This window comes from Pseudomonas sp. IT-P260 (genome assembly GCF_949768395.1).
GTDB classification, from domain to species: Bacteria; Pseudomonadota; Gammaproteobacteria; order Pseudomonadales; family Pseudomonadaceae; genus Aquipseudomonas; species Aquipseudomonas parakoreensis.
On record NZ_CATKPO010000039.1, the window covers coordinates 139136 to 166095 of the forward strand.

Below are 26960 nucleotides of genomic sequence, written 5' to 3' on the forward strand. Positions count from 1 at the left end.
GTTGCAGGTGTATCGTATTCGCCTTTTCCAGGCCGCTGGCCTGTCGTTGACTTGTGAGGTAGTTGAGTTCATGTCCTTTACCCGTCGCCAAATCCTCGGTGGCCTGGCCGGTCTTGTTGTCGTTGGTGTCGGAGCGGGAGGCGCGTCGCGTTACTGGCTGGGCAAGATGGCCGACGCCGACGCGGGGCATGACTATGAACTGATCGCGGCACCGCTGGACGTCGAGCTGGTGCCGGGGCACAAGACCGAGGCGTGGGCGTTCGGCCCGTCGGCGCCGGGCACCGAGTTGCGCGTGCGTCAGGGCGAGTGGCTGCGGGTACGGTTCATCAACCACCTGCCGGTGGCGACCACCATTCACTGGCACGGCATCCGTTTGCCGCTGGAGATGGACGGTGTGCCGTACGTCTCGCAATTGCCGGTGCTGCCCGGTGAATACTTCGATTACAAATTCCGCGTGCCGGATGCCGGCAGCTACTGGTATCACCCGCATGTCAGCAGCAGCGAAGAGCTGGGGCGCGGGCTGGTCGGGCCGTTGATCGTCGAAGAGCGCGAGCCGACCGGTTTCAAGTACGAAAAGACTTTGAGCCTGAAGAACTGGCACATCGACGAGCAGGGCAATTTCGTCGAATTCAGCATCCCCCGTGAAGCGGCCCGTGGCGGTACGGCAGGGCGCTTGTCGACCATCAACGGTGTGCCAACGCCGGTGATCGAGTTGCCGGCCGGGCAGATCACCCGGGTGCGCTTGCTCAACCTCGACAACACCCTGACGTATCGCATCAACATCCCCGGCGTCGAAGCGCAGATCTATGCGCTGGACGGCAACCCGATCGAGCCGCGGCCGCTGGGCAAGGAATACTGGTTGGGGCCGGGCATGCGTATCTGCCTGGCGATCAAGGCGCCGCCGGCCGGTGAAGAGTTGTCGCTGCGCAACGGCCCGGTGCGACTGGGAACCTTGCGCTCGGTGGCCAATAACGATGCGCCGACCGCTTGGCCGAAAGCCTTGCCCGCCAACCCGGTGGCCGAGCCGGATCTGGCGAATGCCGAGAAACTCAACTTCAATTTCGAATGGGTCGGTTCGGTGTCGGTGAATGTCGACAACGGCAAGCCGCCGAGCCTGTGGCAGATCAACGGCAAGGCCTGGGACATCACGGACAAGACCTGCGCCGATCGGCCGATTGCCAGCCTGAAGCTGGGCCAGAGTTACATCTTCGAACTGAAGAACATGACCCAGTATCAGCACCCGATTCACCTGCACGGCATGAGCTTCAAGGTGATTGCGTCGAACCGGCACAAAATCACTCCGTACTTCACCGACACTTATCTGCTGGGCAAGAACGAGCGTGCGCAAGTGGCGCTGGTGGCGGATAACCCGGGGGTGTGGATGTTCCATTGCCACGTGATCGACCACATGGAAACCGGCCTGATGGCCGCCATCGAGGTGAAGTGATGCGCCAGATTCGCCCCGCCGCGATCATCGACCGCAGCCGTGACCGCGATTTCATGCGCGAAGCCCTGGCGCTGGCGGCACAAGGTGCGGCCCTCGGCGAAGTGCCGGTGGGCGCGGTGCTGGTGCAGGACGGCGAGATCATCGGGCGTGGCTACAACTGCCCGATCACCACCAACGACCCGAGTGCCCACGCGGAAATGGTCGCGATCCGCGCCGCCGCGCAAGCAGTGGATAACTATCGTCTGCCGGGCAGCACGCTGTACGTGACGCTGGAGCCGTGCAGCATGTGCGCCGGGCTGATCGTGCATTCGCGGGTTGCTCGCGTGGTGTATGGCGCACTGGAGCCCAAGGCCGGGATTGTGCAGAGTCAGGGGCAGTTCTTTACCCAAGGCTTTTTGAATCACCGGGTGCTGTATGAAGGCGGGGTGTTGGCGGAGGAGTGTGGGGCGGTGCTGACCGAATTCTTCCGGGCGCGGCGGGCAAACCGGGATTAAGATCAAAAGATCGCAGCCTTCGGCAGCTCCTACATGGATCGATGTAGGAGCTGCCGAAGGCTGCGATCTTTAGATTCTGCTTTATTTTCGAGCGACAATCACCGCCCGCATCGGCGCCGGCAGCCCTTCGATGGTCTTGCTGTGATCTTCGGGATCGAGGAAGTCGCTCAGCGACTGATACTTCATCCACTCGGTACCGCGCTGTTCTTCAACCGTCGTGGTGCTGACGTCCACGCAGCGGATGTCGGTGAAGCCTGCCCGGCGCAGCCATAACTCCAGCGCTGGCACCGACGGCAGGAACCACACGTTGCGCATCTGTGCGTAGCGGTCTTCCGGCACCAGCACCTGATGTTTGTCGCCTTCAACCACCAGCGTTTCCAGCACCAGTTCACCGCCCTTGACCAGGCAATCCTTCAGCGCCAGCAAATGCTCGATCGGCGAGCGTCGGTGGTAGAACACGCCCATCGAGAAAACCGTGTCGAAGCCTTCCAGGTTCGGCGGCAGGTCTTCGAACGGGAACGGCAAGTGCCAGGCATTCGGCTCTGACAGATAACGCTGCACCGCTTGGAACTGGCAGAAAAACAGCCAGTTCGGGTCGACGCCGATCACGCTGTCGGCACCGGCGCCGAGCATGCGCCACATGTAATAGCCGTTGCCGCAACCGACGTCGAGGATGCGTTTGCCCTTCAGGTCCAGATGCGGGGCGACCCGCGACCACTTCCAGTCCGAGCGCCACTCGGTGTCGACGTGTACGCCGAACAGGTCGAACGGCCCCTTGCGCCACGGCGACAGGCCCATCAGCGCGGTGCGCATCTGGGCGCGGGTTTCGTCGGCGCAGTCGGTGTCGAGTTTCAGGCCGTTGAGCAGATCGACTTCAGTCGGCTCCAGTTTCGGCAACGCGTCCAGCGCACTCTGCCAGCGCTCCAGATCGCCGTGACCTTTCTCCATTTTCTTGTCGAGTTGCACTTGCAGGGTGTTGGCCCAGTCGGCCAGCGGTGTGCCGGCCAGACGGCGGGCGAGAGGGGACAGATCAATCATGGCAAGGCAATCAACGAGGCAAAGTTAAGACACTGGAACCACGGCACGACTTTCGAGAACCCGGCGGCCAGCAGGCGTTCGCGGTTTTCTTCGAGGCTGTCGGGCTTCATGACGTTTTCGATGGCGCTGCGCTTCTGGGCAATTTCCAGTTCGCTGTAGCCGTTGGCGCGTTTGAACGCGACATGCAGGTCGGTCAGCAGCGCGTGCTCTTCGGCATCGTTGAAGCGCAGTTTCTCCGACAGAATCAACGCGCCGCCGGGCAGCAGCGATTGACGGATGCGCGACAGTAACGCCGTGCGCTGATCCGGGGCGATGAATTGCAAGGTGAAGTTCAGCGCCACCACCGAAGCCGGTTTGAATTCGAGGGCGAGAATGTCGCCTTCGATCACCTCGACCGGGAGCAGCTCCTGGAACATCGAATCCTGACCATTGAGGTATTCACGGCAACGCGCGACCATCGCCGCCGAGTTATCCACCGCGATCACCCGACAACCGTCGGTGCGCACGTGACGGCGCAGCGCTTGTGTGACAGCGCCGAGCGAGGCTCCCAGATCATACAGCACGCTGTTTGGTTGGGCGAATTGCGCCGCGAGCACGCCGAGGTTTTCGACGATGGTCGGGTAACCCGGCACCGAGCGCTTGATCATGTCCGGGAACACCCGCACTACGTCCTCGTTGAAGGCGAAGTCAGGCACCTGGGCCATCGGCTGGGCGAAAATGCGATCGGGTTCTTTGCTCACGGCGGTTCCGGCGGTGTCGGTGGAAAAGGCCGGCATTTTAGCCAAAGTGGCGCTGGGATGCTTGGGTTGTCCGACGTGGCGAGGGGATTTATCCCCGATGGGCTGCGAAGCAGCCCCAAAACCTGTGGCTGCGGTCTGTCTGACATAACTGAATGACAACTTTCGGGGCCGCTGCGCAGCCCATCGGGGATAAATCCCCTCACTACAAAATTAGCGGTGTTTCACGGAAAACGCCGAAGCGGCGATCCCCCACTGCCCCAGCCAGTAACTGAGGATGATCACGTACGGCGCCGCGTGGAATGGCGATACGAAACGATCAATACCAATCACACTGTCTGAAAACACGAACGCCAGCGCACCCGCCGCCGCCAGCAGCGCCGAGCGCTTGGGCACGTCGGTGCCGAGGCGGGCAAGGGCGCGCCAGAGCATGGCGCTGATCGCGGTGCCATAGACGACCACCGGCACCAGCAACGGCCCCAGGCCACTGGAAATCAGCATCCCCAGCAGCGCTGCGCCAACGCCGAGCGCCAGCACCAGCGGCAACAGCGCCAGTCGTTTGCAATCGCTGAGGTAAGCCTTGAGGTACGCCAGATGCGCCACCAGAAACGCACCGAGGCCAAACACAAACAGATCCCCCGGCCACGCCAGCAACACGTCACCGAGCACAGAGAAAATCAGCCCCAGACTGATCCAGCGCCGATAGTCGCTGGGTGGTGCATCGTGCAGCCAGCCGAGCAGCGCCAGCACCGGCAACGGTTTGACCAACAGGCACAGCAGCGCCGCATGGGTGCTGACGCCGTAGAGAAATGTCGCCGCGCCCATCAGTGCCAGAATCAGCCAGCCCACGATCAGTTCACCGAAATCGCGCAGTCGAAGGTTTCTGCCGGTTCAACTTCCGGTTCCCAAGGTTGCTGCGAGGTCAGGCGCAGGCGCCCGGTGCCGGTGGCGAAGGCCTGAAAGCGCCAGGTGGAGAATCCGCCCGCACCGACCATCCCCGAGTCTTTCGGACTGCTGTAGACCTCGGGGCTTAGCGCGCGCAGCACACCACCGGCCGAGTCTTGAATCGCCCAGCGGTAGCCGGTGGTGGGATTGCTCGGCAGCATCACAATCAGGTGTTGTCCGTTGGTGAGACGCACGGGGCAGTCGCTCTGTTTTTCCACGGTCACGTTCTGTTTCGGTTGCGTGGCGCAGGCTGCCAGCAGAGAAAGGGCGAGGGGGATAAACAGGCGAGTGGGGGACATAGGCTCAGTGGCTCCGGCGTTGACGACGAACGGCGAGCATAACTGAGAATGAGACAAAGTGTGACAGTCAGGAGTTGAGGTGTCTGGACGGACGCCTTCGCGAGCAAGCTCGCTCCCACAGTGGCCGGCAGTGTTCACAAATCCTGTGTCCACCCTAAAACCTGTGGGAGCGAGCTTGCTCGCGAAAGCGGCATATCAGGGCACTACATGATGATCAGAACAGCACCTTCGCCACATCCGCAAAGCGCTTGGCGAAGTGCACGGTAAGCCCTTCCTTCAGATAATCCGGCAATTCCTCGAAGTTGCCCCGGTTCGGCTCCGGCAGGATCAGTTCGAAGATCTTCTGCCGCCGCGCCGCGATGACCTTTTCACGCACCCCGCCAATCGGCAGTACATGACCGGTCAGGGTCAGTTCACCGGTCATCGCCACGCCTTTTTTCGGCGGCTGATTGCGGGCGAGCGAGAGCAGGGCGCTGGCCATGGTCACGCCGGCGCTCGGGCCGTCCTTTGGTGTGGCACCTTCCGGCACGTGCAGGTGGACGAAGGCTTCGTCGAAGAATTTCGGATCGCCGCCGAACGACTTCAGGTGCGAGCTGACGTAGCTGTAGGCGATTTCCGCCGACTCTTTCATTACATCGCCCAGTTGCCCGGTGAGTTTGAAACCGCGATTGAGCGTGTGAATGCGTGTGGCTTCGATCGGCAGGGTGGCGCCGCCCATGCTGGTCCAGGCCAGACCGGTGATCACACCGGTGCCGGACAGCACTTGTTCGTTGCGGAACACCGGATGACCCAGCGAGGCTTCGAGGTCTTTCGGCCCGAGCTTGATCACCGCTTTCGGGTCCTCAATCAGCTTCATCACCGCTTTGCGCACCAGTTTGCCCATCTGTTTTTCCAACTGGCGCACCCCGGCTTCACGGGCGTAACCGTCGATCAAGGCTTTGAGCGCGCTGTCGCTGATGCTCAGGCTGCCTTTGGATACACCGGCCTTTTCCAGCAGTTTCGGCCACAGGTGACGCTTGGCGATGGCGACTTTTTCTTCGGTGATGTAGCCCGACAGGCGAATCACTTCCATGCGGTCCAGCAACGGCCCGGGGATCGAATCCAGGGTGTTGGCGGTGCACACGAACAGGACTTTGGACAGGTCCATGCGCAGGTCAAGATAGTGGTCGAGGAATTCGACGTTCTGTTCCGGGTCGAGGGTTTCCAGCAGCGCCGAGGCCGGGTCGCCCTGGTAGCTCTGGCCCATCTTGTCGATCTCGTCGAGCATGATCACCGGGTTCATCACTTCGACGTCTTTCAGCGCCTGCACCAATTTGCCCGGCTGCGCGCCGATGTAGGTGCGGCGGTGGCCCTTGATCTCGGCTTCGTCACGCATGCCGCCGAGGCTGAAGCGGTAGAACGGTCGGCCAAGGGATTCGGCGATGGATTTGCCGACGCTGGTTTTACCCACGCCCGGCGGGCCGACCAGCAGCACGATCGAGCCACTGATTTCGCCCTTGTAGGCACCGACGGCGAGGAATTCGAGGATGCGGTCCTTGATGTCGTCGAGGCCGGCGTGGTGTTTGTCGAGCACCTTGCGCGCGTGTTTGAGGTCGAGTTTGTCCTCGCCGTACACGCCCCACGGCACCGAGGTCGCCCAGTCGAGATAGTTGCGGGTGACCGCGTATTCCGGCGATCCGGTTTCGAGGATCGACAGTTTGTTCATTTCTTCTTCAAGGCGCTTTTGCACCTGCGCCGGCAGGACTTTGCCCTCCAGGCGTTGTTCGAACTGTTCAAGGTCGGCGCTGCGGTCGTCCTTGGTCAGGCCGAGTTCCTGCTGGATCACCTTGAGTTGTTCTTTGAGGAAGAACTCGCGCTGGTGCTCGCCGATCTTGCGGTTAACTTCCGCCGAGATCTCTTTCTGCAGGCGCGCGACTTCGACTTCCTTGCGCAGCATCGGCAGGACTTTTTCCATGCGCTTGAGCATCGGCACGCAGTCGAGCACTTCCTGCAGCTCATTGCCTGTCGCCGACGTGAGGGCGGCGGCGAAGTCGGTCAGCGGCGACGGATCATTGGGGCTGAAGCGATTGAGGTAGTTCTTCAGCTCTTCGCTGTACAGCGGGTTGAGCGGCAGCAGTTCCTTGATCGCGTTGATCAGCGCCATGCCGTAGGCCTTGACCTCGTCAGTCGGCTCGGTCGGCTGGTGCGGGTATTCGACTTCAACGAGATACGGCGGGCGGTGGTGCTTGAGCCAGGTCTTGATGCGCACGCGGCTCAGGCCCTGGGCGACGAACTGCAGTTTGCCGTTTTCGCGGCTGGCGTGGTGCACCTTCACCAGCGTGCCGTATTCCGGCAGGGCTTTGGTGTTGAAGTGGCGCGGGTCTTCCTGGGGCGTGTCCATGAAGAACAGGGCCAGGGAGTGGTGTTCGGATTTACTGACCAGATCGAGGGTTTCGGCCCAGGGTTCTTCGTTGACGATGACCGGCAGCACTTGGGCCGGGAAGAACGGGCGGTTGTGGATCGGGATGACGTAGACCTTGTCCGGCAGGTTCTGGCCGGGCAGGGCGAGGCCTTTGCCGGTGGAATGGTGTTCGATGTGTTCGGCTTCGGTGTAGTCGTCGGGGTTGTCCGGGAATTCTTGCTGGTCGCTCATTGGGGCACCTGCGCAATGGGGTATGGGTCTTAGATGGGGCAGGCTTGGGGTGGTTTCAATGGGGGGCGGTGTTTCTGCTTGTGTGTTCAGGGTTTTGACAGGCGTCACGCTTTGGGCTTGGCGGCCTTTGGGCCGACCAGGTTCTTGGGGTTTTGGGGGTATATCCGTTTTTTTGGTAACGGCGACTTAGGGTTTCGCCCTTACGGCGACTCACTTTTTTGACAAACGCCTCAAAAAAGTAAGCAAAAAAAGGCTTGCTCCTGCGTTCGGCCCGCTCGCTGGGGCTCGGGGTCCCTTCGCTCCGGGATTGATCCGGGGGCAGCGCCTACGGTTTGCTTCGCTGCACCTCCTCTCGCTGTGTTTGGCTGCGCCAAACGGTCGCTGCGCTCCCACGCCCGGATCAATCCCTCCGCTCAGCCTTCCGACGTCGCCCGTGGATCAAGATCAAGATCAAGAGCTGCAGCCGAGCTAACGCTCATCCTGGAGTGGGCCGGCTGCGCCGCATGGGGCATGCACAAATCAAAACTGTGGGAGCTGGCTTGCCAGCGATGGCGGCCTGACAGCCGACCATGTTCTGGCTGAATGCACCCAATTTACCTGTGGGAGCGAGCCTGCTCGCGAAAGCGGTGGGTCAGGCACCTTAAATATTGAATGTGCTGGCGCCTTCGCGAGCGGGCTCGCTCCCACAGGGGATTAGTTGTGTGTTGGAGATTGCGAGATTTCGTGGTTATCCAGCACTCGGTTCACCGCCAGTTCGGCGAGCATGATGATTTGCTGAATGGCCAGAATCGTCCGGCGCTGCGGGATGTCGATGTACGCGGCGATGTCGCTGGTCATGAGGCTGGCTTGGGCCAGTGATTCGCAGGCGTGGACCAGCAGGCTTTCGTTGTCCATGTCCGGGGCGACCTGGAACAGGCTGCTGGGTTTGTGGAATCTCACCGCGGCGGCGGAGGGTTTCAGGTAGTGATCCAGCGCACGCTCGGCGGCGTCGTGGAGTTTTTTTGAATCGAGGGATTCGTAGGGGGAGGTTTCGGGGGGATTGGGTGTGGGTTTGATCATGGTGAAGCTCCGAATGAGAAGTGGGGCTGTCACTCTCAATCGCCGCGACGCGACTGAGGGTGGCAGCTGTACGCGGGTTCGCGGACCGAGCCATTCGGCAATCTCGGCATACCCGAAGGTATCCCGCGCACAGCCACCATCAAACCAAACACAGAGCACCTGAGCGCTCCCGTTTGGGCTGGCGATTATGCATCAAATCGAATGGATTGCTCGGGCCGCGACGCCCGGCCGCTGAATTTCCAGCGACCACCAGAGCCTATCCAGCCAACTTCCGAGGCACAACCGACGCGACCTGTCGGAAAACTCCGCGCAATCACCAGCATTTGTAGGACGAACACATTTCCCATAGACCAGCACATTTTCCTGTAGGAGCTGCCGAAGGCTGCGATCTTTTGATCTGGCTTTTAAAAATCAAAGTCAAAAGATCGCAGCCTTCGGCAGCTCCTACAGGGATATTGGGTGGGCACAAAAAAGGCGATGTCCCTCACGGAGCATCGCCTTTCTATTACCGCCGCTAAAACTTATTCCGGCAGTTTGTAGGCAATCACGTAGTCACCCATCTTGGTGCCCAGCGAGCCGTGACCGCCCACAACGAGCAGCACGTATTGCTTGCCGTCCTTGCCGGTGTAGGTCATCGGAGTCGCTTGGCCGCCAGCCGGCAGACGCGATTTCCACAGTTCTTTACCGGTGTTCACGTCGTAGGCGCGCAGGTACTGGTCCAGGGTGCCGCTGAGGAAGCCGACGCCGCCGGCAGTCACCATCGAGCCGCCCATGCTTGGCACGCCCAGGGTGAAACCGATCGGGATTGGCGAGCTGTCGCGGCTGGTGCCGTTTTTGCGTTTCCACACGACTTTGCCAGTGGTCAGGTCGATACCGGCAACGTAGCCCCAGGCCGGGGCCTGGCACGGTACGCCCAGTGGCGACATGAACGGGTGCATGATCACCGCGTAGGGCGCGCCGGTGTTTGGCTGCACGCCAGCGGTTTCGCTTTCGCGTTTGCTGCCGGCGGCGACTTTCTCGCGTGGCACCATTTTCGAGACGAAGGCCATGTAGTTCGGGCTGGTGAACAGCATCTGGCGAACCGGATCGACCGAGACGCCGCCCCAGTTGAACACGCCGACGTTACCCGGGTAGATCAGGCTGCCCTGTTCCGACGGAGGCGTGTATTGGCCTTCGTAGCGCAGTTCCTTGAACTGGATGCGGCACAGCATCTGGTCGAACGGGCTGGCGCCCCACATGGCTTTTTCGGTCAGTTCCGGGGCCAGCAGGTTGAGGTCCGAACGGGCCTGGGTCGGTGCGGTGTGGTCGCCTTTCACGGCGCCTTGCGGTACCGGGATTTCCTTGATCGGGATGATCGGCGTGCCGTCACGACGGTCGAGGACGTACAGGCTGCCCTGTTTGGTCGGGGCGATCAGCGCCGGTTTCACGCCGTCGGCGGTTTTCATGTCGAGCAGGGTCGGCTGGCTGCCAACGTCCATGTCCCACAGGTCGTGGTGGGTGAACTGGTAGTTCCAGCGCACTTTACCGGTGGCCAGGTCGAGGGCGACGATGCCGGCGCTGAATTTCTCGGCGCCTGGGGTGCGGTCGGCGCCCCACTGGTCTGGAGTCTGGTTGCCCAGCGGCAGGTAAACCATGCCGAGTTTTTCGTCGACGCTGGCCAGCGACCACATGTTGGCCGAGTTGCGGCTGTAGATTTCGCCCGGGGCCAATGGCTCGGTGGCGTCGGGCTTGTCGCTGTCCCAGTTCCACACCAGGTGACCGTCGCGCACGTCGAAAGCGCGGATCACGCCGGATGGCTCGTTGGTCGATTCGTTGTCGGTGACGTGACCGCCCATGATCACCAGATCACGGGTAATCGCCGCCGGCGAGGTGGAGTAGTAGCCACCGGCGGTGAACGGGCCGATGCCTTGGGTCAGATCGACCACGCCGTTGTTGCCGAAGCCTTCGCAGATCTTGCCGGTGTCGGCGTTCAGCGCGATCAGACGCGCATCGGCGGTTGGCAGGTACAGGCGACGCGGGCAGGCCTGAGCAATGGCTTTGCCGGCTTCGGAGATAACGGCCGAGGCAGCGTTCTCAGACTTGGCGTAAGCGGCTTCGTCGTAGTACGACACGCCACGGCAGGTCATGTGGGCAAAGCCCTTGAAGCCCACCGGGCTCTTGATCTGCGGGTCGAAGCGCCAGATTTCCTTGCCGGTGTCCGGGTCCAGCGCCAGCACTTTGCTGTGCGCGGTGCACGCATAGAGCATGCCGTTGGCTTTGAGCGGGGTGTTTTCGTTGGTCAGCTCGACCGGGTCATCGGCCGTCGGCAGGTCGCCGGTCTGGATGCGCCAGGCTTCTTGCAGCTTGCCGACGTTGGCCGGGGTGATCTGCTTCAGCGGCGAGTAACGGTCACCGAATTCGGTACGGCCGTAGGCCTGCCAGTCGCCGTCAGGCATCTGCGGTGCGGTGCTGGTCATGTCCGCGGTGTCGCGGCCCAGTTCACCAAAGGTTTCACCCGGGTGAGTGAACAGGCTGGCCAGGGCAGTGACACCGGCCAGAACCACGGCCACGGTCAGGCCACCGGTGCCCATCGGCGCCGGGCCATTGAGCAGCAGCGGACGACGGAACCACGGCAGCAACATCACGATGCCTAGGACGAACCACAGGGCCAGGCGCGGCACCAGTTGCCACCAGTCCAGACCGACTTCCCACAGCGCCCAGACCGTGCTGGCGAACAGCACGATGGCGTACAGGCCCAGCGCTGCACGACGGCGCAGCAGCAACAGAATGCCGGACAGGGCGATGCCGATGCCGGCCAGCAGGTAGTACAGCGAGCCGCCGAGCATGCTCAGCTTGACCCCTCCGGCCAGCATGGCCAGGCCCATCAGTAGAAGCAGAATGCCGAGCAGGCTCGGTAGCAGACGGCCCCGACTCGAAGCACTTTCGGTGCTCATAGTGTGATTCTCCGTGACGTTTATGTAGTCCCGCGCTGTAGTCACTTTAGATGACGATTGGGCGCAGGTATGGTTCAGATAAAAACTTGTCTAGCTAACGAATTTCATGTGGGAGCGAGCCTGCTCGCGAAAGCGGTGTGTCCGAAGGCTGCTGTGCTGACTGATACGACGCCTTCGCGAGCAGGCTCGCTCCCACATTGAGTATTTCGGTGTGCTTTAGAACGACGACTGGATCTTGATCCCCGCGATCAGCGCGTCATCGACGTCGTTCACGCCGCCCGGATGGCGGATGTATTGCAGGTTCGGGCGCACGGTCAGCCAGTTGGCAAGGTGCACGCCGTAATACAGTTCGGCGCTGTATTCGGTGTCCTGCGGTGGCAGGAAGGACGGGTCGTCGTAGTCATAGACCGCCTGCGCCTGATTGCTCGCTTCGGCGTTTTTGCGGAAGGCCGGGTTGACGTGCACGCGGGCCAGGGCGAAACCGATGTCATCCTTGGCGCGGGCATCGAACGGGCCTTTGTAGACGACGCCGGCCTGCACGTAGTTGTCGATCACGTTGGTTTTCTTGTCATGCATCGTCGCGTTGGCGAACACGCTCAAGCCGCGCGAATGATCGTTGGCAATGCTGGTGACTTGCTGCTGCGCGCCGAACCACACGCCGTGTTTGCTCGACGCGCTGCGGTAGGCTTCGCCGCTCAGCGCGGCAGGCTGGCCGTTCTGGTCTTTATAGACGTCAGAGGCCTTGGCGCTGCTGTAGTAGTAACCGGCGCGGTATTCGCCCGGCAGGCCATTGAGCTTCGGGGTCCACACCAGCTCCACCGGCAGCACGGCGCCCTGGGTGCCGCTGCCGCTGAGTTTGAAACCGTTGCCGCGATCGAGGTTCGACGGGTTCTGCTCGTAAGCGCCGACCTGCGCGTACAACTCTGGGGTCAGGTGATATTTGACCCGCAGCGCCCACTGGCTGACTGGCCAGTTGTACCAGATGCCGCCGACCCAGTTGCCGACCTGCGAGCCGCAGAACGCCAGGTTCTGGAAGTCGCACGGGAAGCTGTTGAAGTCTTCGCCTTCACCGAAACGGCCGACCTTGATGTCGAGCTTCTGATCGAAGAATTTCTGCTGGTACCACATCTGCGTCAGGCGTGTGGTCTGGCCACGGCCCCAGACTTCCTGGGCCGAAGTGAAGCCGCCCACGCGGGGATCGTTGATCCGGTCGTTGCTGATGTTGTTGCCGCTGCGCTTGGTGAGGGTCAACTGAAATTCGGCATCGTCCCAGCCGAGGATTTTTTGCAGGTCCAGGTGTGTGCCCAGACCGAACTGATCGCTGTAACGCGCGGTGCGATCGTGGTCGTAGCCGCCGTGCAGGTTGCTGCCCATTTCGCCGGTGTAATCGAGTTTGAAGTCGTAGCCTTTTTCCGCGAGTTCGCTACGGGTGCCGTTCCAGTCACCGAGCATCCACGGTGAGTCGCTGTCGAAGGCGGGAGCCGCCAGGGCACAGGTGGCGAAGCCGAGCGCGGTGCAGCCGCCGAGCAGGCGCAGGGCTGAGATAGCGCTGTCTCGGGAGAAGGAAAAATCAGGCATGGATCAGTCTTTTTTGGATGTTTTCTGGGGGTAAACCGAGCGCTTCAATTTGACGCAGGCAGTGAAGCGATTCAGCTGAAGGGCGGCAGGATAATGATCTGTAACAAAAAGACAAAGGGCTTTTGCAGACATGCAGCGTTTCTGATTCGGTAACAGTGCGGCAAACGGGCGCATTGTGGCGATGGCTGCAGGCTGCGATCTTCTCGGGTTGGCCTACATTTGATCCAAGGCCTTCCACCTGACCGGCCCCTCGGCTAAGGTGCGCGGCTTGTGCATTTTCACTCCGTCCAAAGGCTTGGCATGAACGACCACTCTCCTGATCCGCTGCATGGCGTCACCCTCGAACAGATCCTCAATGCGCTGGTGGCGCACTACGAGTGGTCGGGGTTGGCCGAGCGTATCGATATCCGCTGCTTCAAGAGCGATCCGAGCATCAAGTCGAGCCTGACGTTCCTGCGCAAAACGCCTTGGGCACGGGAGAAGGTCGAGCGCTTGTACGTGAAGCTGATGCGCACCAAGCGACCGCTCTGAGATGGACGCCGTTATGCGGCGACGCCTGATCACGGTCATCGCCAGCCTCGGTTGGGCCGGGCTGAGCATTCAGCTGTACCTGATTTTCCTCGCACGGCTGAGTGTCGACGCCAGTCTGCTGGGCGGGCTGGTGAGCTTCTTCAGTTACTTCACTGTATTGACCAATACCTTGGTGGCGAGCGTGCTGACCTGTGCGGTTACCCGGCGTGAATCCGCTGCGCAACGCTGGTTTCTGCAGCCGTGGGTCAGCAGCGGGATTGCCGTGAGCATCGCCGTGGTCGGTCTCGCCTACAGCATTCTGCTGCGGCATTTGTGGCATCCGCAGGGCTGGCAGTTTATCGCTGACGAACTGCTGCACGACGTGATGCCGCTGCTGTTTCTCGGCTACTGGTGGTTTTGCGTACCCAAAGGCACGTTGCGCCTGTGGCACCTGCCGCTGTGGCTGATTTACCCGTTGGTGTATTTCATTTACGCGTTGCTGCGCGGGCATCTGCTCGGTGCGTATGCGTATCCGTTCATTGATGTGGCGCTGCTGGGTTATGCACAGGTGTTCATCAATGCCGGAGGGATATTGGTGGGGTTTGTGCTGATTGGCTTGCTGGTGCTCGGCCTGGATCGCTGGCGTGAGGCTGAAAAATAGCGTGTAAACCTGTGGCGAGGGAGCTTGCTCCCGCTGGGTTGCGAAGCAACCCTGAACCCGGACAACAAGTTGCGTCAGGCACATCGCGATCACAAGTTTTGCGACTGCTTCGCAGCCGAGCGGGAGCAAGCTCCCTCGCCACAAAGGTGTTCATCTTCACAGTGAAGTGAACGTCACTCTTCTTGGGGTGTGCCCTCGGCCCGCCAGTAGCCCACGGCTTTGACGAACTGTTCATTGAGCCCATGCTCATCCAGCAGCACCCGACGGATCTGCCGCGAGACTTTGGTCTCGGTCGCCACCCACGCATACAGATTGCCCTTGGGCACCTGCAACTGTTTGACGGTGGTCAGCAGGTTGTCCTTGCCACCCTCGCGCAGCACCCAGATCACGTTGACCTGCGCCGCGCTCTCCAGCACCTGTTGCTCGGCACCGTTCTCCACTTCGATCACCACCAGCGCCTTGCGATTGGCCGCCAGACCTTCGAGGCGCCGGGCGATGGCGGGCAGGGCGGTTTCGTCGCCGATCAGCAGGTAGCTGTCGAAGATGTCCGGCACGATCATCGAGCCGCGCGGGCCGCCGATGTGCAGGAATTGCCCAGGCTGGGCCTGTTCGGCCCAAGTCGAGGCAGGGCCATCGCCGTGCAGGACGAAGTCGATGTCCAGCTCGAGTTTTTCCAGGTCATAGCGACGCGGGGTGTAGTCGCGCATCTCGGGCATCGGGCCATTGTCCTTGCCCGCGCCGAGCACCATGGTCTCCAGCGCAGCAGCCTGTTCGGCGTTCTGCGGGAACAGCAGTTTGACGTGATCGTCGGTGCCCAGGCTGATGAACCCGGCCAGCTCCGGGCCGCCGAGGGTGATGCGGCGCATGCGCGGGGTCAGGTCGACCACGCGCAGCACTTCGAGCTTGCGGCGTTTGATGTTGTGCATCACGCGGTGAATGGTTTGGGTATCGACTGCAGTCATTCGGCTTTCTCCGGGGCAGATTGAACGGCGGGGCCGTCGACGATGGCTTTGGCGGTGTCGTTGAGCAGGTCTCGCACACGCAGGATTTCTTCGGCGCTCCAGCGCCCGTGGTGCATTTGCAGGGCATGGCGCAGGTTGTGCACGGCCTCGTGGATTTCCGGCGGCCGGTCATGGCCGCGCAACGAACGTTTGCTGACGTCGATGCGCATGCGCACACCGTCCAGTGCGACGGCTTGCTCGCTTAACGACAGACGACCGGTGTCGGTCACGCTGTAGCGTTTTTTGCCGGCCTCGGCGTCGCCACTGATCAGGTCGCTTTCTTCGAGGAAAGTCAGGGTCGGGTAGATCACCCCGGGGCTTGGGCTGTAGGCGCCGTCGAACATGCCTTCGATCTGGCGGATCAGGTCGTAGCCGTGGCAGGGCTGTTCGGCGATCAGCGCCAGCAGTAACAATTTCAGGTCGCCCGGGGCGAACACCCGTGGGCCGCGTCCGCCGCGTTCACGGCCGGGGCGTTTTTCGAAGCCGTCACGGCCGTCGCCGTGTTCGCGGTGGTGATGGGGGGCATGATGGTCTCTCATTTTCCTTCTCTCTCGTCGTGTTTAGATACAACTTAAGATATATCTTATTGCTCATGCAAGGGGGCCTGACCAACGGTGCACACCTGATCGATCGAATCTGCGGCCAAAAAAAACCGGAAAATGATCAAGAAAACGCAGTATTAAATCCCCCGACAAAGGCGCAGATTAGTGCTGAGTCTCTAATGTTCTGTTTCGCCCTTTATTTCCGGCAAAGTGTCGTACATGTCTGACGGAAGTTGCTGAAAAGTTGTGGCGCGTACAGTCACTCGGGTGGCGCGCTGTAGCCTGTATCTTACAGTCGTACAGGAACTTTCCTGAATTTCGTGGTTTTTTCTTTCTCATCTAATGGCGTCCAGGCTACAAGGTCGCAGGACGTTGCCTGCTTACTTTGAAGATAAATTGGTTGAACATGCTTCGGCGTTGAAAGTTAACGGTGAATACGGACTGCTCGTGACTGTTCTGTTCGCCTTGACGGGTCGACGACTCAACTAATTTATATAAGACAGGTATTCAATGATGTTCAAGAAACTCGCCTTTGCCGCCCCTCTGACTGTATTGGCCATGAGCGCCTCGATGGCGTTTGCCGCGACCGAAGCCAAGCACTCGATCAGCATCGTGGCGCACGTTCCGGCTGACGACTTCTATGCGGTGCCGGTGGATGCCGATCTGGTCAACAAGGATCAGGACATGAGCTACAACCCGGCGACCGCTTCGATGCGCGAAGTCAACGGCCACTTCGATGTGCTGCATACCGCAGGCAAGGTTCATGCGCGTCTGGAAGGCGTGCCGAAGCTCATCGCCGGCAACCAGACCATCGATCTGAAGGTTGAACTCAACGGCAAGACACTGACCACCACTTCGCAGGAAGTGGTGGGTGATACCGAGTCCAATACCCGTTATCGCGCACCGTTCAAGATCAGCGCCACCGGTGCCAAACCGGCCGCTGGCGACTACACCGGTGTGGTCATGCTGGTCGTCGAACCTTCGGTGTAAGTAATAACGGCAATACCTGACGTTACTTGTTCAAGTGGCGTAACCGGTCGGCGATTTGCAACTTGCAAGTTGCCCGGCCGGGCTTTTACTTTCGGTAATCAGAGTATTAATTCATGTATCCGATGACGCCCATCGCGGCTGCGCTTGCGTTGCTTTTGAGCAGCAGCGTACTGGCGGCGCCGCCTCCAGTCGATAATACCCCGCGAAGTTTGCTGGCTCAGGCGAAAGGTCTACCTGCGGACTTCGAAGAGCATTTCTTTGATGTGCCTTTGGCGGTTCGTGTCGAACTTGATCAACAACCGCTGGGCGAGGCAATGATTGTGTTGTCGCGCGATGATCGCATTACCTTGCTCGACTTCACCGACACCAGTGACAGCCGTTTCAGCGCGATCGAACAGCAAACGTGGGCCAGCATTCTCAAACCCGGTGTGGCCCTCGGCAAATGCAGCGGACAGTGCCCCGAGCAATTGCTGGAGTTGCACTACAACCTGCAAAACTCGCTGCTGTCGATCGCCACTGCAAACGCCGAGCGCGATCTGCAGGTCCAGCGTTTTCATGATCAGCCGGAAGGTGGCAGCCACGGCTTGATGTTGCGCAATCAGCTGAACCTCAACGGCGGCCAGGATCAGGATCTGGGCGGACGTTTCGGTCTGGAAGCCAGTGCCAGTCTCGGCAACTGGAGCCAGTCCTTCAATATGCAACTGGCGCGCCTCGGCGGGCCGGACACCAAGACCTATCACGCGGTGCACGAGCTCTACACCCAGCGCGAACTGCAGGGCAGCTTTTTCCGTCTGGGCTATTTCACCCCCAATTCCGAAGGCCTGACCCGCCAGCCCCGTTCGTTCGGCACCAGCCCGGACACGGCGGTCGGCGTGATGTATGGCAGCTCCGACAGTCTGGCGGTCGAAAGCCCGCGGCCCAGCGTCTACCCGATTTTCGTCACGGCCAATCGCCAGGCATCGGTGGAGATCTATCGCGATGGACTGTTGATCAACACCCAGTCAGTCACTGCCGGTCTGCAGACCCTCGACACCCGGCCGCTGCCCGGTGGCATTTATGAGGTGGAAGTGCGTCTGATCGAGGATGGCCAGACCACCTCGACCACTCAGGAGCTGGTCTACAAACCGGTCAACTGGCAAAACCTCGACGAGCGCTGGCGCTACAACGTGTTCGCCGGGCAGGAAAGCAAACTGCTGAGCAATTGGGAGCAACAGCAAAGCGGCGATCTCACCGCCGGCGCCGCGCTCAACTATTTGTTGCATCCGCGAGTGATCCTCGGCCTGTCGGCGCGTCAGGTCCGCGACACGTTGCAGTACGGCAGCTCGATCGATTGGAGCCTGGCGGACAGCATCAGCCTCTACGCCAACCTTTACCAGACCGAAGATCACGGCACCGGCGCCGATGTGCAGGGCTTGTACAACTACGGCGCCGGCAGCCTGGTGGTCAGCCACAACCGCAGCTGGCTCGACACCCGCAACACCTACGACACGCTGCCCGATGGCACCCGCGTACGCCAGCGCAACGTGTTCACCGGCGAAACCAGCAACTCGTCGCTGGCACTCAACCACCGCATCAGTCGCAAGAATTCTCTGAGTGCGCGGGTCTCGCACAGCGAAGGTAACGTCGAAGGCGTGGGCATGGACCTGGGCTGGACGCAACGCACCGAACTGTTTGGCAGCGACGCCAATTGGCGCCTGTCGCTGTTCGATCGGCCGGGCAGTTACAGCAGCGGCGATGCACGCAATCGCGGGATCGACCTGAGTATCAACATGGCGCTGGGCGGGCCGAGCCAGCAATTGTCCGCCAGTATCGGCAGCCGTACCGCCCGTGATGGCAGCCGCGACAACAACGGCTCGTTCGGCTATCGCAAAGACCTGCAGGACCATGTACTGCAAAGCGTGTCGGTCACCGCGCTGACCGACACGTACGGTGTCGGCCTGGCGAGTCTGGCCAACTTTCGCACCGATCAGGTCAATGGCGACGGCTTTCTTCAGCGCTCGTCCTACAACGGCAACTTCACTGGCGGCCTCAATCTCGACAGCACGATTGTCATGGGAGGCCAGCAACTGGTCATGACCAGCCAGCATCTGGGGCGTGGCGCCGGGATGATCGTCGATGTCGAGTCAGACATCGACGACATTGCCTTGCGTGCCGACGATCTCGGCGCAGGCAGCGCGGCGTTGCGGGTGGGGCGCAATTTCATCCCGTTGACCGCCTACAAGAACAGCTCGGTGAGCTTTGACTTCGAAGGCAATCACGCCCCCGCCGCGAATATCGAACCGGCACGCACCCGCTACCACCTGAACAAGGGCGGCGTGGAGTACCGCAAGGTGCGCGTGATGAAAACCGTGACCGTGCTTGGACGCTTGCTCGATCCGCAGGGCCGGCCGCTCAAGGGCCACCACGTGATCAACCACGCCAGCCGTGGGGTGAGCGAGGTCGACGGGTTCTTTTCGATGGAAATGCATGTTGGCTCACCGACCCTGGAAGTGCGCTACGCCGACCAGTTGTTGTGCCAGTTCCGGCTCGATACCGACAAACACCGCAGTGAAAGCAACGTGCTGATGATCGGCGATCTGCGCTGCTCACCCGACACATTGGCCGACGTCTCGTTCATACGACAGGAGGCCAGTTGAATGGTCAGCTTCAAAAAATGCGCGTCGGGCTGGCTGCGCCGTGGCCAGTGGTTGTGTCTGCTGGGGTTGTTGGCGGCACCGCCCGTTGAGGCGGCGTCACTGGAAATCAGAGCGTTGTTCAAACCCGATCCGGCCAACCCGCAGAAAAACGAGTTCATCAACCAGACACCTTCAACCGGGTACTGCGAGTATTACCCGCAAATCTGCCGCGACAGCAATACCTTCAGCCTGCGGCTGATGACTCAGGTGCAGTCCAGTCAGCCCATTCAGGCCAATGCCAGCCAGCGCAACAGTGCGATGTTCAAAGTGCCGGGGGCATGGCGCACCTTGACCGTCAGCCATACCGAAACCGGCGAAACCCGCAATCTGGAAGTGCGTATCTCAGGTGTGGGGTCCAACTATGTGCTGAGTCATTCAGCGGCCAGTCTGACGGGCTCCTCAAGCGCAAGTGAGGGGCACAACCGCCTGTGGCACGGCTACGGCTGGGTCAATCCGGCGCCTCCCTGTGGCACCACCGGAGTGGGCTTTCTCGGGGCGTCAACCTACGCTTTTTTCTGGAAGGTTCCCGATGAACGTTCCTGCGTCAAAATTGCTCAGTTCAACATCCCCGGAATGACTTACGGCTACCTCGATTTTGCCTACGAATTACGGACACCCGACCCGCTGAAAATGTCGTCCGGCAATTACACCGGTACGTTGAGATACAGCATGGGACCAAGAGGCGATTTCGATTTCGGCGACGTGATGATTCCTGATGACACCGAGCTGACGCTGGATTTCAACCTGGAAGTTCAGCACACCTTGAAAGTCGACATTCCGCCGGGCGGCGAAAAAATTCGCCTGGTGCCTGCCGGTGGCTGGCAAAGCTGGTTGCAGGCCGGACGCAAACCGGTGCGACTGTTTCGCGATCAGCCTTTTCATATTTCGGCCTCATCGCGTTTCAAGATGCACCTGGAATGCGACTCCCGCGGGCTGCTCGAATGTGTGATTCAAAACCCGGCTTCGGCAGACAACTACATCGAAGTACGGGTCAGCGTCACGTTGCCCAATGGGTTGACTGACCTTTCCGGCCAACCGGTCAACCGCCGTCGTCTGCGTGTCGGCCAAGCCAGCGCGCAACAGTTCCAGCCCGGTTTTTATGTGGATAGAGGCGCCGGCGTCCTGCACTTTGAAATCCCGGAATATGTTCTGCCGATCATATTGATACCCGGGGTGGGTGGCACCTACGTCGGCAATATCACGGTGATCTGGGATTCGGACATTTGATGGGCCGTAGATCGATGAGGCGTGCCAGCGCCATGTTCAACTTCACGAGGTTCAAAGGTATGAAAGGTCTATGGGTTTTACTGGGGTTGAGCCTGTGTTGCGCAGGTGTTCAGGCCGGGCCACAAATCAATGTCGGAACGGTCTACGACTACCTCGACAGCGACAAGAGCACCTATCTCAAGCGGGTATTCAACAGCGGCGACGGCACCGCATTCGTCAAGGTCAACATTCTCGAGATCATTTACGACGCTGATGGCAGTCACCGCGAAGTCCCGGTCAGGCAGCAAGCCGATGGCAGCAGCCGTGATGGACTGATGGCCAGTCCGGCGCGGTTGATTGTGCCGGCCAATGGCATGCAGGCCACCCGTCTGGTGCTGATGGGCAAGCGCGATACCGAGCGCTATTTCCGGGTGCGCTTTGTGCCGGTGGTCCCGGAAAAGGAAGACCAGTTCGCCGTGTCCAGCGAAGAGCGCGAGGCTTACAAGGAAAACCTCTCGGCCGGCGTCAATGTCATGACCGGGTTTGGCACGGTGTTCTTTGTCCGGCCAAATAACGCTCGATTCGACACGGTCATCGATGACAGTGCCGGGGTTTATCGGCTGCGTAACAACGGCAATACGGTGGTGATCGATGAGTTTCGCAACTGCTCACAAAAGAAAGAGACCGAATGCGAACCGACAACCAAGCACCACCTTCTGGCCGGCAAGTCGTTCGAATTCGAGAAGAAACCGGGCCGGGAATACCGTTTCAACCTGGTCGAAGGTGCAGCCAGAAAAACGCTGCGCGTCGCCAGCCAGTAACCCGCGGCGGCAAAAGAGGGATTCGCCCTGCCGCTTTTTCGACGCAACAGGTAGCTGACATGATCAAGCAATCGACCATCGCTTTGTGCAGCGTTATGGCGCTGGCAAGTGCGCAAGCGTTCGCGGCCAGGGAAGCGCACACGTTCGAGGTGTCGGTGGATATACCGACTCTGGACTTCTATGTGCTTCCCGCCGAAGCCAATTGGATTCACCTGCAACAGACGCTGCCGTGGAATATTCATACCTCGACCTTGCAGGGGCTGCGCAAGAATTTCGATGTCAAACACAGCACCAGCGCAATCGAAGCGCGGCTGGACGCCGAGCCCTATCTGTTCAACGGGCGGGACGCTATCTTTTTGCAGGTCAGTTTCAATGGTCAGCCGTTGAGCCATGACCCCACCCCCCGGGAAGTGGTTTCGGCGGCTCAGGCCAGTAAAGGCGGGCGCTTTGCACTGGAGATCCAGCCGAAGGTACCCGCCGATGGCTATAAACCCGGGACGTACCATGGCACCGTACAACTGATCTTCAGTGCCACGCCTCCCTCGGGTGTCTAAGACCGCCATTGCGCTTTTTCCGGTGGCAGACTGGCTGACAGCCGTTCTGCCACCGGACTACGCTGGCCCGGTGGGCCGGCGGCGCACGCCTGCGATAGGGCCAGCGCGGTGTACCGTTACAGACCGGCGCGTCTCATGGCATCACGAGTCAAACGTCTGGCCAGACCCTTTTCCTCATCCACCAAATCGATCAGCACACGGTTATAGGTCGCTTCGCTGATCGGTGTATCAGCGAACAGCACGGTGTCGGGGATCGGCAGATCGGCAGCGAGTTCGCGCAGTCGGCTGCGCCGCTCGGCGCGCTGTTGATCCGTGTTCGAATCCAGCCATTCCTGCTGCACTTCGCGCAAGGTTTCCAGTTGTTCGAACAGCTTCATATAGCGATGCTTGTTCGAGGCCAGGCGCGCTGGAAACTGTTCTTGCAGGTAGTTCTGCCAGAAGTCCTGTTCGAGCATCTTGTCCACCAGACCATCGCCTTCACCCAGTGCCAGTACCGTGTCGTACGCCGTATCAATCATCGCGTCAGTCACGCCCGACACCGGTCGGAACAACATGGATTCGGTCTGCCAGGGCAGGCCCAGGCGTCTGGCCAGGCCGGTCTGATACGCCAGATAGACTTCGACATCGTCAGGATTGCCGCCTCGGCTGTCGACGTCCGCACGGGCAATGTCGTTCACCTGTTCCAGGCGCGCCGTGCCCTGGGCCAGGGTGACCAGTCTGTTTTCCAGTTCCCGGGGGCCGATCGCGTAGGCATAGGCCTCGGAAGCCAGCACGTTGATGCCCATGTGGTTGAACAATTGAGCGCCGGCGTCCGCGCAGTCCACCGGAGCGACCACCATGGTGAAGAGTTTTTCCCGCAGCCGACTGTCGTGGTGCACGGCATCAAGCATGCGCCACACACGCTGCATCAATTGCTGGCGCAGTTCACCGCCGGCGCGGTAGTCGGCGAATTCGCGTACACCGAGCAGCGTCGCCATGAACGGTTGCGCAGCCGGTTCCTCCACCAGCTCCGACCAAGGCGTTTCCCGGTTGATGCCCCAACCGGGCACGTCACTCCAATAATCGGCGCCAAACGCGGAAATGATCGAGAAGTTGCGTACCGGGTCGGCCGGCAGAAGCGTTTCCTCGGGCAGGCCCACCGCGCGTCGGTGAGTCTGATAGATCACCTGATTGACCTCAGACAGGCTGACCACGTCCAGGCGCGTACGTGCCACCAGCCACTGTGCCTCGGAGCCGCTGACCACCTCGGGAATTGTCGTCAGCGGATTGCCGCGCAGGTCAAGTAATAAGCCACGGGGACGAGGTCTGGCCAGAATGCCTTCAGGCCAGGCGGTCAGCCCGGTGTTCTTCAGGCCCACCACCTTGAGCCTGGGCATGCGTGACAGGTTCGGCGACAGCCCCAGCGGGTTGTCATCGAGTTTCAGCACTTCCAGGTACGTCAGGCTGCGTAAACGCTCGACGGCGGCGGCATCCAGCACAATCTTGTTATCGCTCAGACGCAAACGTTCGAGGCGGCGCAAGGACGTGCCGATGCGCTCTGGCAAACGGGGCAGGTCGCAGCCTTTGGCGCTCAGTTCGATCAGGTGCGGGAAGTCCTTGAGCAAGCCGCTGGAATCAGTGGCAAAGCGTGTGTTATCGAGTTTGAGCACGGTGACCTTGTCGAGGAATTTTTTCAGTTCCGGACGTTTGGCCCACCAGGTTTCCAGGTTCAGGGGAAGCATTTCGCGCGACAGATCCAGCGCGTAAGAGGATGGATCGCTGCGTTGTCCCAAGTGTTCGGTCTTGCGTTCAAAACAAGCCAGCAGACGGTTGTGGATGTGTAATCCGCCGCCATCGCGAAAGGCATGGCTGCCCGGTCCCCAGGTGTCCGGTTGCTGATAGCGCCAGCGATTGACCGTTTCACGCAGTTCATCCAGATCGTTCTCCATCGCCTCGATGGCTTTGAGCGGTTCGCCCTGTTCGGTCAAGGCCTGGGCGAAGGCATCGACCTCGCGCGCAGTGAAGTGCGGATGCAGATCTTCGATGCGTTCGTGCAGGCTCGCGCCGTCTCGGCTCAAACCGCCTCCGCGCACCAACAGTTGGGTGTCGAATTGAACAACGGGGCGGATCGGCGGTTCGGCCAGCACCGTGCGCCGTTCGCTTGGAGCGGTGGTTTTGGCAATGATCCATTGCTTGAGCTGCTCGGCTTCGCCGGTGCTGTAACCCAGTACGCTTCGGCCCTGATGTTCGCTCGCGTAGAGAATCGCTTCATACAGACCGCAAGCCCGGCGCAGCAGTAGATTCGAGCCATCGCGCACCTGATAAAGGTTCTCGCCAGTGCGCACCAGCACCCGGACGCGCTCGGCCGACTCGGCGCCGGCACTGCTGCGCAGGGGGCCGTCGAATGTTCCGTCACGGATGTCGATCCGCAGCGCGCCAAAGGCATCGCTGTGATGACGCAACGCGCCCAAGGCCAGGCGTTCGCTCTCGACCGTGATCAGCGCTTCGCGTTGCAGCCCTTGCGCCGCTCGAACCGACTGCACCTCAAACTCCAGCTCGCGGGCCAGGGTTTTCAGACGCAGCGGCACCTGCCGCCGCTGGGTGATCCGCTGCATTTCCAGAGGACGGGCCTGGCTAATAACACGTTCGGCCAGCACCGGCGTCAGTTGCGGACAGTCGCGCAGTACCCGGGCGGCCGGGGCAGAAAGAGCCGGCGCCGCGTCCTCCGGTGCCGGGTGGCTTGCCAGGCGCAGCAGGGTATCGGCCAGCAGAGGCGGGGGCGGCGCGTTTTCCACATGCATGCGCCGCAGGATGTTCTCGTCGGTGCCAGTCAACTGGCGAATCTGTTCCAGTTGCGCATCGCTGAATCCATCGGTGGCATGGCCGATTCGGCGCATCAACTGCGGGCCTTGCCACTGGCGCGGGTTTTCCGATTCACAGACCCATGCGCCATGGCGGTTGTGCCTGAGTGTCGGCGCATAGGCGTCGGGGCGGCGAGGATGACGAATCCGGTGTTCACCGCTCAGCGGATCCCGGATCACCTCGAACACCTGCTGATCCAGCTTCACCACGTGCTTGCTGCCCAGCGGGTGCAAGCCTTGCGCATCGGGACGGGTGGTGGCGGGCAGCATCTGGTCGGTTACGCGATACGGAGTGAGGTCGGGGTTCCAGAGGCGCGTCTGGCCGTCGCTCAGTTTTACCGGCTTCAGGCTTTCAAAAAACGGCGAGAGCCTGACCAGTGCCGCGCTGCCCAGCTTGGCACCCGCAGCGAAAATCCCCAGTTGCACGATACTTTCCAGCACACCGATGGCTTGAGCACCGGCTTGGGCCAAGTGACCTTCGGCCAGGTCGACGATACCCTCGACAATCTGATCGGTGACCTGATACGCGGTATAGGCCAGCATCAATACGCCCAGCTCGGGAACGAAGGGCACGGCCACCAGCATCGCCAGATTGAGCATGTCCGTCAGGATTTTTTCCAGGTTGTCCCACCATGCCCAGCGGGCCATACGGTCGGCGTATTCGGTGGCTATCGCAATCTCCCGGGCATCGTTGAGCATCTTGTTGAGTTTCTGCTGGTAGAGGTACTGCCACAGGTCACCGGTAAAGCGTGTTTCGCGATCCTGTTGAACCGGCGCCACGCGAAATTGCAGGTTGGGATGATCCACAGGCGTATCGCGCCAGCTGGGCAAGTTCGACCCGGAGGGCGTCGCCTGCCATGTCACATGGCTGAGGCGCTCGTTCAGTCGGGCGAAGAAATAGCCTCGCTGGCGCTGCGGGACAAACTGACTGAAAAACTGCTGGTAAGACGAGGACGGTGAGGTGTCGCGCAACTGGCGGGTCAGCTCGGCCATGAACGCCAGTGAATCGGGATATTGCTTGAGTGGGTGTTCCGGGTCGTGGGGCACATAGGCCAGAACCGGCACGGGCCGTGCGGCGGCAAGCGGGTCGGCACTGATCAGTACAATGCCTGTCAGTGGTGTGTCCATCATCGTCAGCGTGTGATAGCGCACAGCCTTGCCGTGCCACAGTACTTGTGCACGGTCTTCGAGCATGCCTTGCACCACTTCAAATGCCTGACGGTCGATGTCGCCCTTGAGCAGGGCCATGCGCGCGGCGACTCGCAGTGTCTGTTTCTGGCAGTGCGTCACCTTGAGCTGCAGGTATTGACGGGCCACCTGGTTTTTCGAAAGCACGAACTCGTGCAAGTGGGTCTGGTAGCGCGCGCCGATATCCAGCTCGCGACACAATGCCTTGAATTGCTCGATGCTGATCTTGTGCGTGAGTGCCTTGACCGAGAACTGCCCGAGCGCATCGGGACGGGTGATAAAGCAGGAGTCGGCAGTGAACGTTTCGTCGCTGGAAAAGTTATGCAATGCCGCGTCCAGCAGCGACACCGTGCGACTCTGCGTGCCGTTGGCAAAGTCATGCGCCCACCAGGACGTTTTGACTGGCATGTACAGCCGCACCCAGGTGTCCTCGACATCGTCCTCGACACCGAAGCGCGTCTTCAAGGCCTGTTGCAGCAAGGGTCTGGCGAAGGTGCGCGCATCTTGCAGCTTGCTCAGTGCGCGATCGATGTTGTTCTGCGCGGTCCATGCCTGGCGCATTTCATCCTTGAGCCGTTGATGCTCGCTGGCCGCAGCGCTGCGATGCCATGCAGGCATGGTCAAGGTGACGTTTTTCAATGATTCGACCCGTGCTGCCGAAGCCTTGTACAGCCAGTCGGGAAGGGCATCTTTAACCAGATCGTGATGGACACTTTTATGACCTTGGGCAGAAGGCGTCTGCTGCGATCGATACAGTGTCGGAGAAAGGTTGGGCATGGCCTGATCGTCCGTTGATCAAAATGGAGCGAT

20 protein-coding genes are annotated in these 26960 nt (G+C 60.8%); 9 read left to right on the forward strand and 11 right to left on the reverse strand.

Translation table 11 applies throughout. The features are described from left to right. Positions 1 to 70: 70 nt before the first annotated feature. Both ACM6HV_RS17155 and tadA read left to right on the forward strand, forming a co-directional pair. Positions 71 to 1447 (forward strand): multicopper oxidase family protein, encoded by a 1377-nt coding sequence (locus ACM6HV_RS17155; RefSeq protein WP_047296321.1) that lies wholly within the window; start codon positions 71 to 73, stop codon positions 1445 to 1447. Continuing rightward, entirely contained in the window at positions 1447 to 1941 is a 495-nt protein-coding gene (tadA, locus tag ACM6HV_RS17160) for a tRNA adenosine(34) deaminase TadA (protein ID WP_414904826.1), read from the forward strand. Before ACM6HV_RS17155 ends, tadA begins: the two co-directional genes overlap by 1 nt. A gap of 81 nt (positions 1942 to 2022) precedes the next feature. Here tadA and cmoB read toward each other — a convergent pair whose 3' ends face one another. From cmoB to ACM6HV_RS17200, 8 genes are all read right to left on the reverse strand, one after another. Beyond that, positions 2023 to 2979, reverse strand: coding sequence for a tRNA 5-methoxyuridine(34)/uridine 5-oxyacetic acid(34) synthase CmoB (gene cmoB / locus ACM6HV_RS17165; protein ID WP_145594769.1), 957 nt, complete (start codon positions 2977 to 2979; stop codon positions 2023 to 2025). Next, entirely contained in the window at positions 2976 to 3755 is a 780-nt protein-coding gene (gene cmoA / locus ACM6HV_RS17170; RefSeq protein ID WP_414904827.1) for a carboxy-S-adenosyl-L-methionine synthase CmoA, read from the reverse strand. Before cmoA ends, cmoB begins: the two co-directional genes overlap by 4 nt. A 174-nt stretch (positions 3756 to 3929) precedes the next feature. Continuing rightward, the gene (locus tag ACM6HV_RS17175) at positions 3930 to 4565 is read right to left on the reverse strand and encodes a lysoplasmalogenase (RefSeq protein ID WP_414904828.1); all 636 of its coding nucleotides are present in this window, start codon (positions 4563 to 4565) and stop codon (positions 3930 to 3932) included. Positions 4566 to 4567: 2 nt separating this feature from the next. Beyond that, the gene (locus ACM6HV_RS17180) at positions 4568 to 4960 is read right to left on the reverse strand and encodes a protease inhibitor I42 family protein (protein WP_414904829.1); all 393 of its coding nucleotides are present in this window, start codon (positions 4958 to 4960) and stop codon (positions 4568 to 4570) included. A 214-nt stretch (positions 4961 to 5174) separates the two neighbouring features. Beyond that, positions 5175 to 7592 carry an endopeptidase La gene (gene lon / locus ACM6HV_RS17185; RefSeq protein WP_041071865.1) on the reverse strand — a complete coding sequence of 806 codons (2418 nt, stop codon included), beginning with the start codon at positions 7590 to 7592 and terminating at the stop codon, positions 5175 to 5177. 693 nt (positions 7593 to 8285) lie between these two features. Then, positions 8286 to 8651 (reverse strand): DUF6124 family protein, encoded by a 366-nt coding sequence (locus ACM6HV_RS17190; protein ID WP_414904830.1) that lies wholly within the window; start codon positions 8649 to 8651, stop codon positions 8286 to 8288. A gap of 521 nt (positions 8652 to 9172) precedes the next feature. Next, positions 9173 to 11584 carry a glucose/quinate/shikimate family membrane-bound PQQ-dependent dehydrogenase gene (locus ACM6HV_RS17195; protein WP_414904831.1) on the reverse strand — a complete coding sequence of 804 codons (2412 nt, stop codon included), beginning with the start codon at positions 11582 to 11584 and terminating at the stop codon, positions 9173 to 9175. Between the two features lie 216 nt (positions 11585 to 11800). Then, entirely contained in the window at positions 11801 to 13162 is a 1362-nt protein-coding gene (locus ACM6HV_RS17200; protein WP_414904832.1) for a carbohydrate porin, read from the reverse strand. A 300-nt stretch (positions 13163 to 13462) separates the two neighbouring features. Here ACM6HV_RS17200 and ACM6HV_RS17205 point away from each other — a divergent pair, with 300 nt between their 5' ends. Both ACM6HV_RS17205 and ACM6HV_RS17210 read left to right on the forward strand, forming a co-directional pair. Beyond that, entirely contained in the window at positions 13463 to 13693 is a 231-nt protein-coding gene (locus ACM6HV_RS17205; protein ID WP_041068262.1) for a VF530 family DNA-binding protein, read from the forward strand. 1 nt (position 13694) lies between these two features. Then, a complete protein-coding gene (locus ACM6HV_RS17210) occupies positions 13695 to 14333 on the forward strand; it encodes a Pr6Pr family membrane protein (protein ID WP_414904833.1) in 639 nt (212 codons plus the stop codon). A 173-nt stretch (positions 14334 to 14506) separates the two neighbouring features. Here the strand turns inward: ACM6HV_RS17210 and ACM6HV_RS17215 are convergent, their stop codons facing one another. Together ACM6HV_RS17215 and ACM6HV_RS17220 are read right to left on the reverse strand one after the other, a co-directional pair. Then, positions 14507 to 15295, reverse strand: a complete 789-nt coding sequence (locus tag ACM6HV_RS17215; protein WP_414904834.1) for a siderophore-interacting protein — start codon at positions 15293 to 15295, stop codon at positions 14507 to 14509. Beyond that, positions 15292 to 15873 (reverse strand): PadR family transcriptional regulator, encoded by a 582-nt coding sequence (locus ACM6HV_RS17220; RefSeq protein WP_041068268.1) that lies wholly within the window; start codon positions 15871 to 15873, stop codon positions 15292 to 15294. The genes ACM6HV_RS17215 and ACM6HV_RS17220 overlap by 4 nt, the downstream gene beginning before the upstream one ends. Positions 15874 to 16389: 516 nt before the next feature. On the opposite strand from ACM6HV_RS17220, the gene ACM6HV_RS17225 reads away from it, so the two are divergent. The 5 genes from ACM6HV_RS17225 to ACM6HV_RS17245 all read left to right on the forward strand — a co-directional run bounded on the left by ACM6HV_RS17225 (position 16390) and on the right by ACM6HV_RS17245 (position 22122). Then, positions 16390 to 16866 (forward strand): CS1 type fimbrial major subunit, encoded by a 477-nt coding sequence (locus ACM6HV_RS17225; RefSeq protein WP_174376817.1) that lies wholly within the window; start codon positions 16390 to 16392, stop codon positions 16864 to 16866. Between the two features lie 113 nt (positions 16867 to 16979). Beyond that, positions 16980 to 19502, forward strand: coding sequence for a CS1-pili formation C-terminal domain-containing protein (locus tag ACM6HV_RS17230; protein ID WP_414904835.1), 2523 nt, complete (start codon positions 16980 to 16982; stop codon positions 19500 to 19502). After that, positions 19503 to 20768, forward strand: coding sequence for a hypothetical protein (locus ACM6HV_RS17235; protein ID WP_414904836.1), 1266 nt, complete (start codon positions 19503 to 19505; stop codon positions 20766 to 20768). Between the two features lie 59 nt (positions 20769 to 20827). Further along, positions 20828 to 21568 carry a molecular chaperone gene (locus ACM6HV_RS17240; RefSeq protein WP_414904837.1) on the forward strand — a complete coding sequence of 247 codons (741 nt, stop codon included), beginning with the start codon at positions 20828 to 20830 and terminating at the stop codon, positions 21566 to 21568. Between the two features lie 59 nt (positions 21569 to 21627). Further along, a complete protein-coding gene (locus ACM6HV_RS17245) occupies positions 21628 to 22122 on the forward strand; it encodes a CS1 type fimbrial major subunit (protein WP_414904838.1) in 495 nt (164 codons plus the stop codon). A 116-nt stretch (positions 22123 to 22238) separates the two neighbouring features. Here the strand turns inward: ACM6HV_RS17245 and ACM6HV_RS17250 are convergent, their stop codons facing one another. After that, entirely contained in the window at positions 22239 to 26927 is a 4689-nt protein-coding gene (locus tag ACM6HV_RS17250; protein WP_414904839.1) for a dermonecrotic toxin domain-containing protein, read from the reverse strand. Positions 26928 to 26960 lie beyond the last annotated feature (33 nt).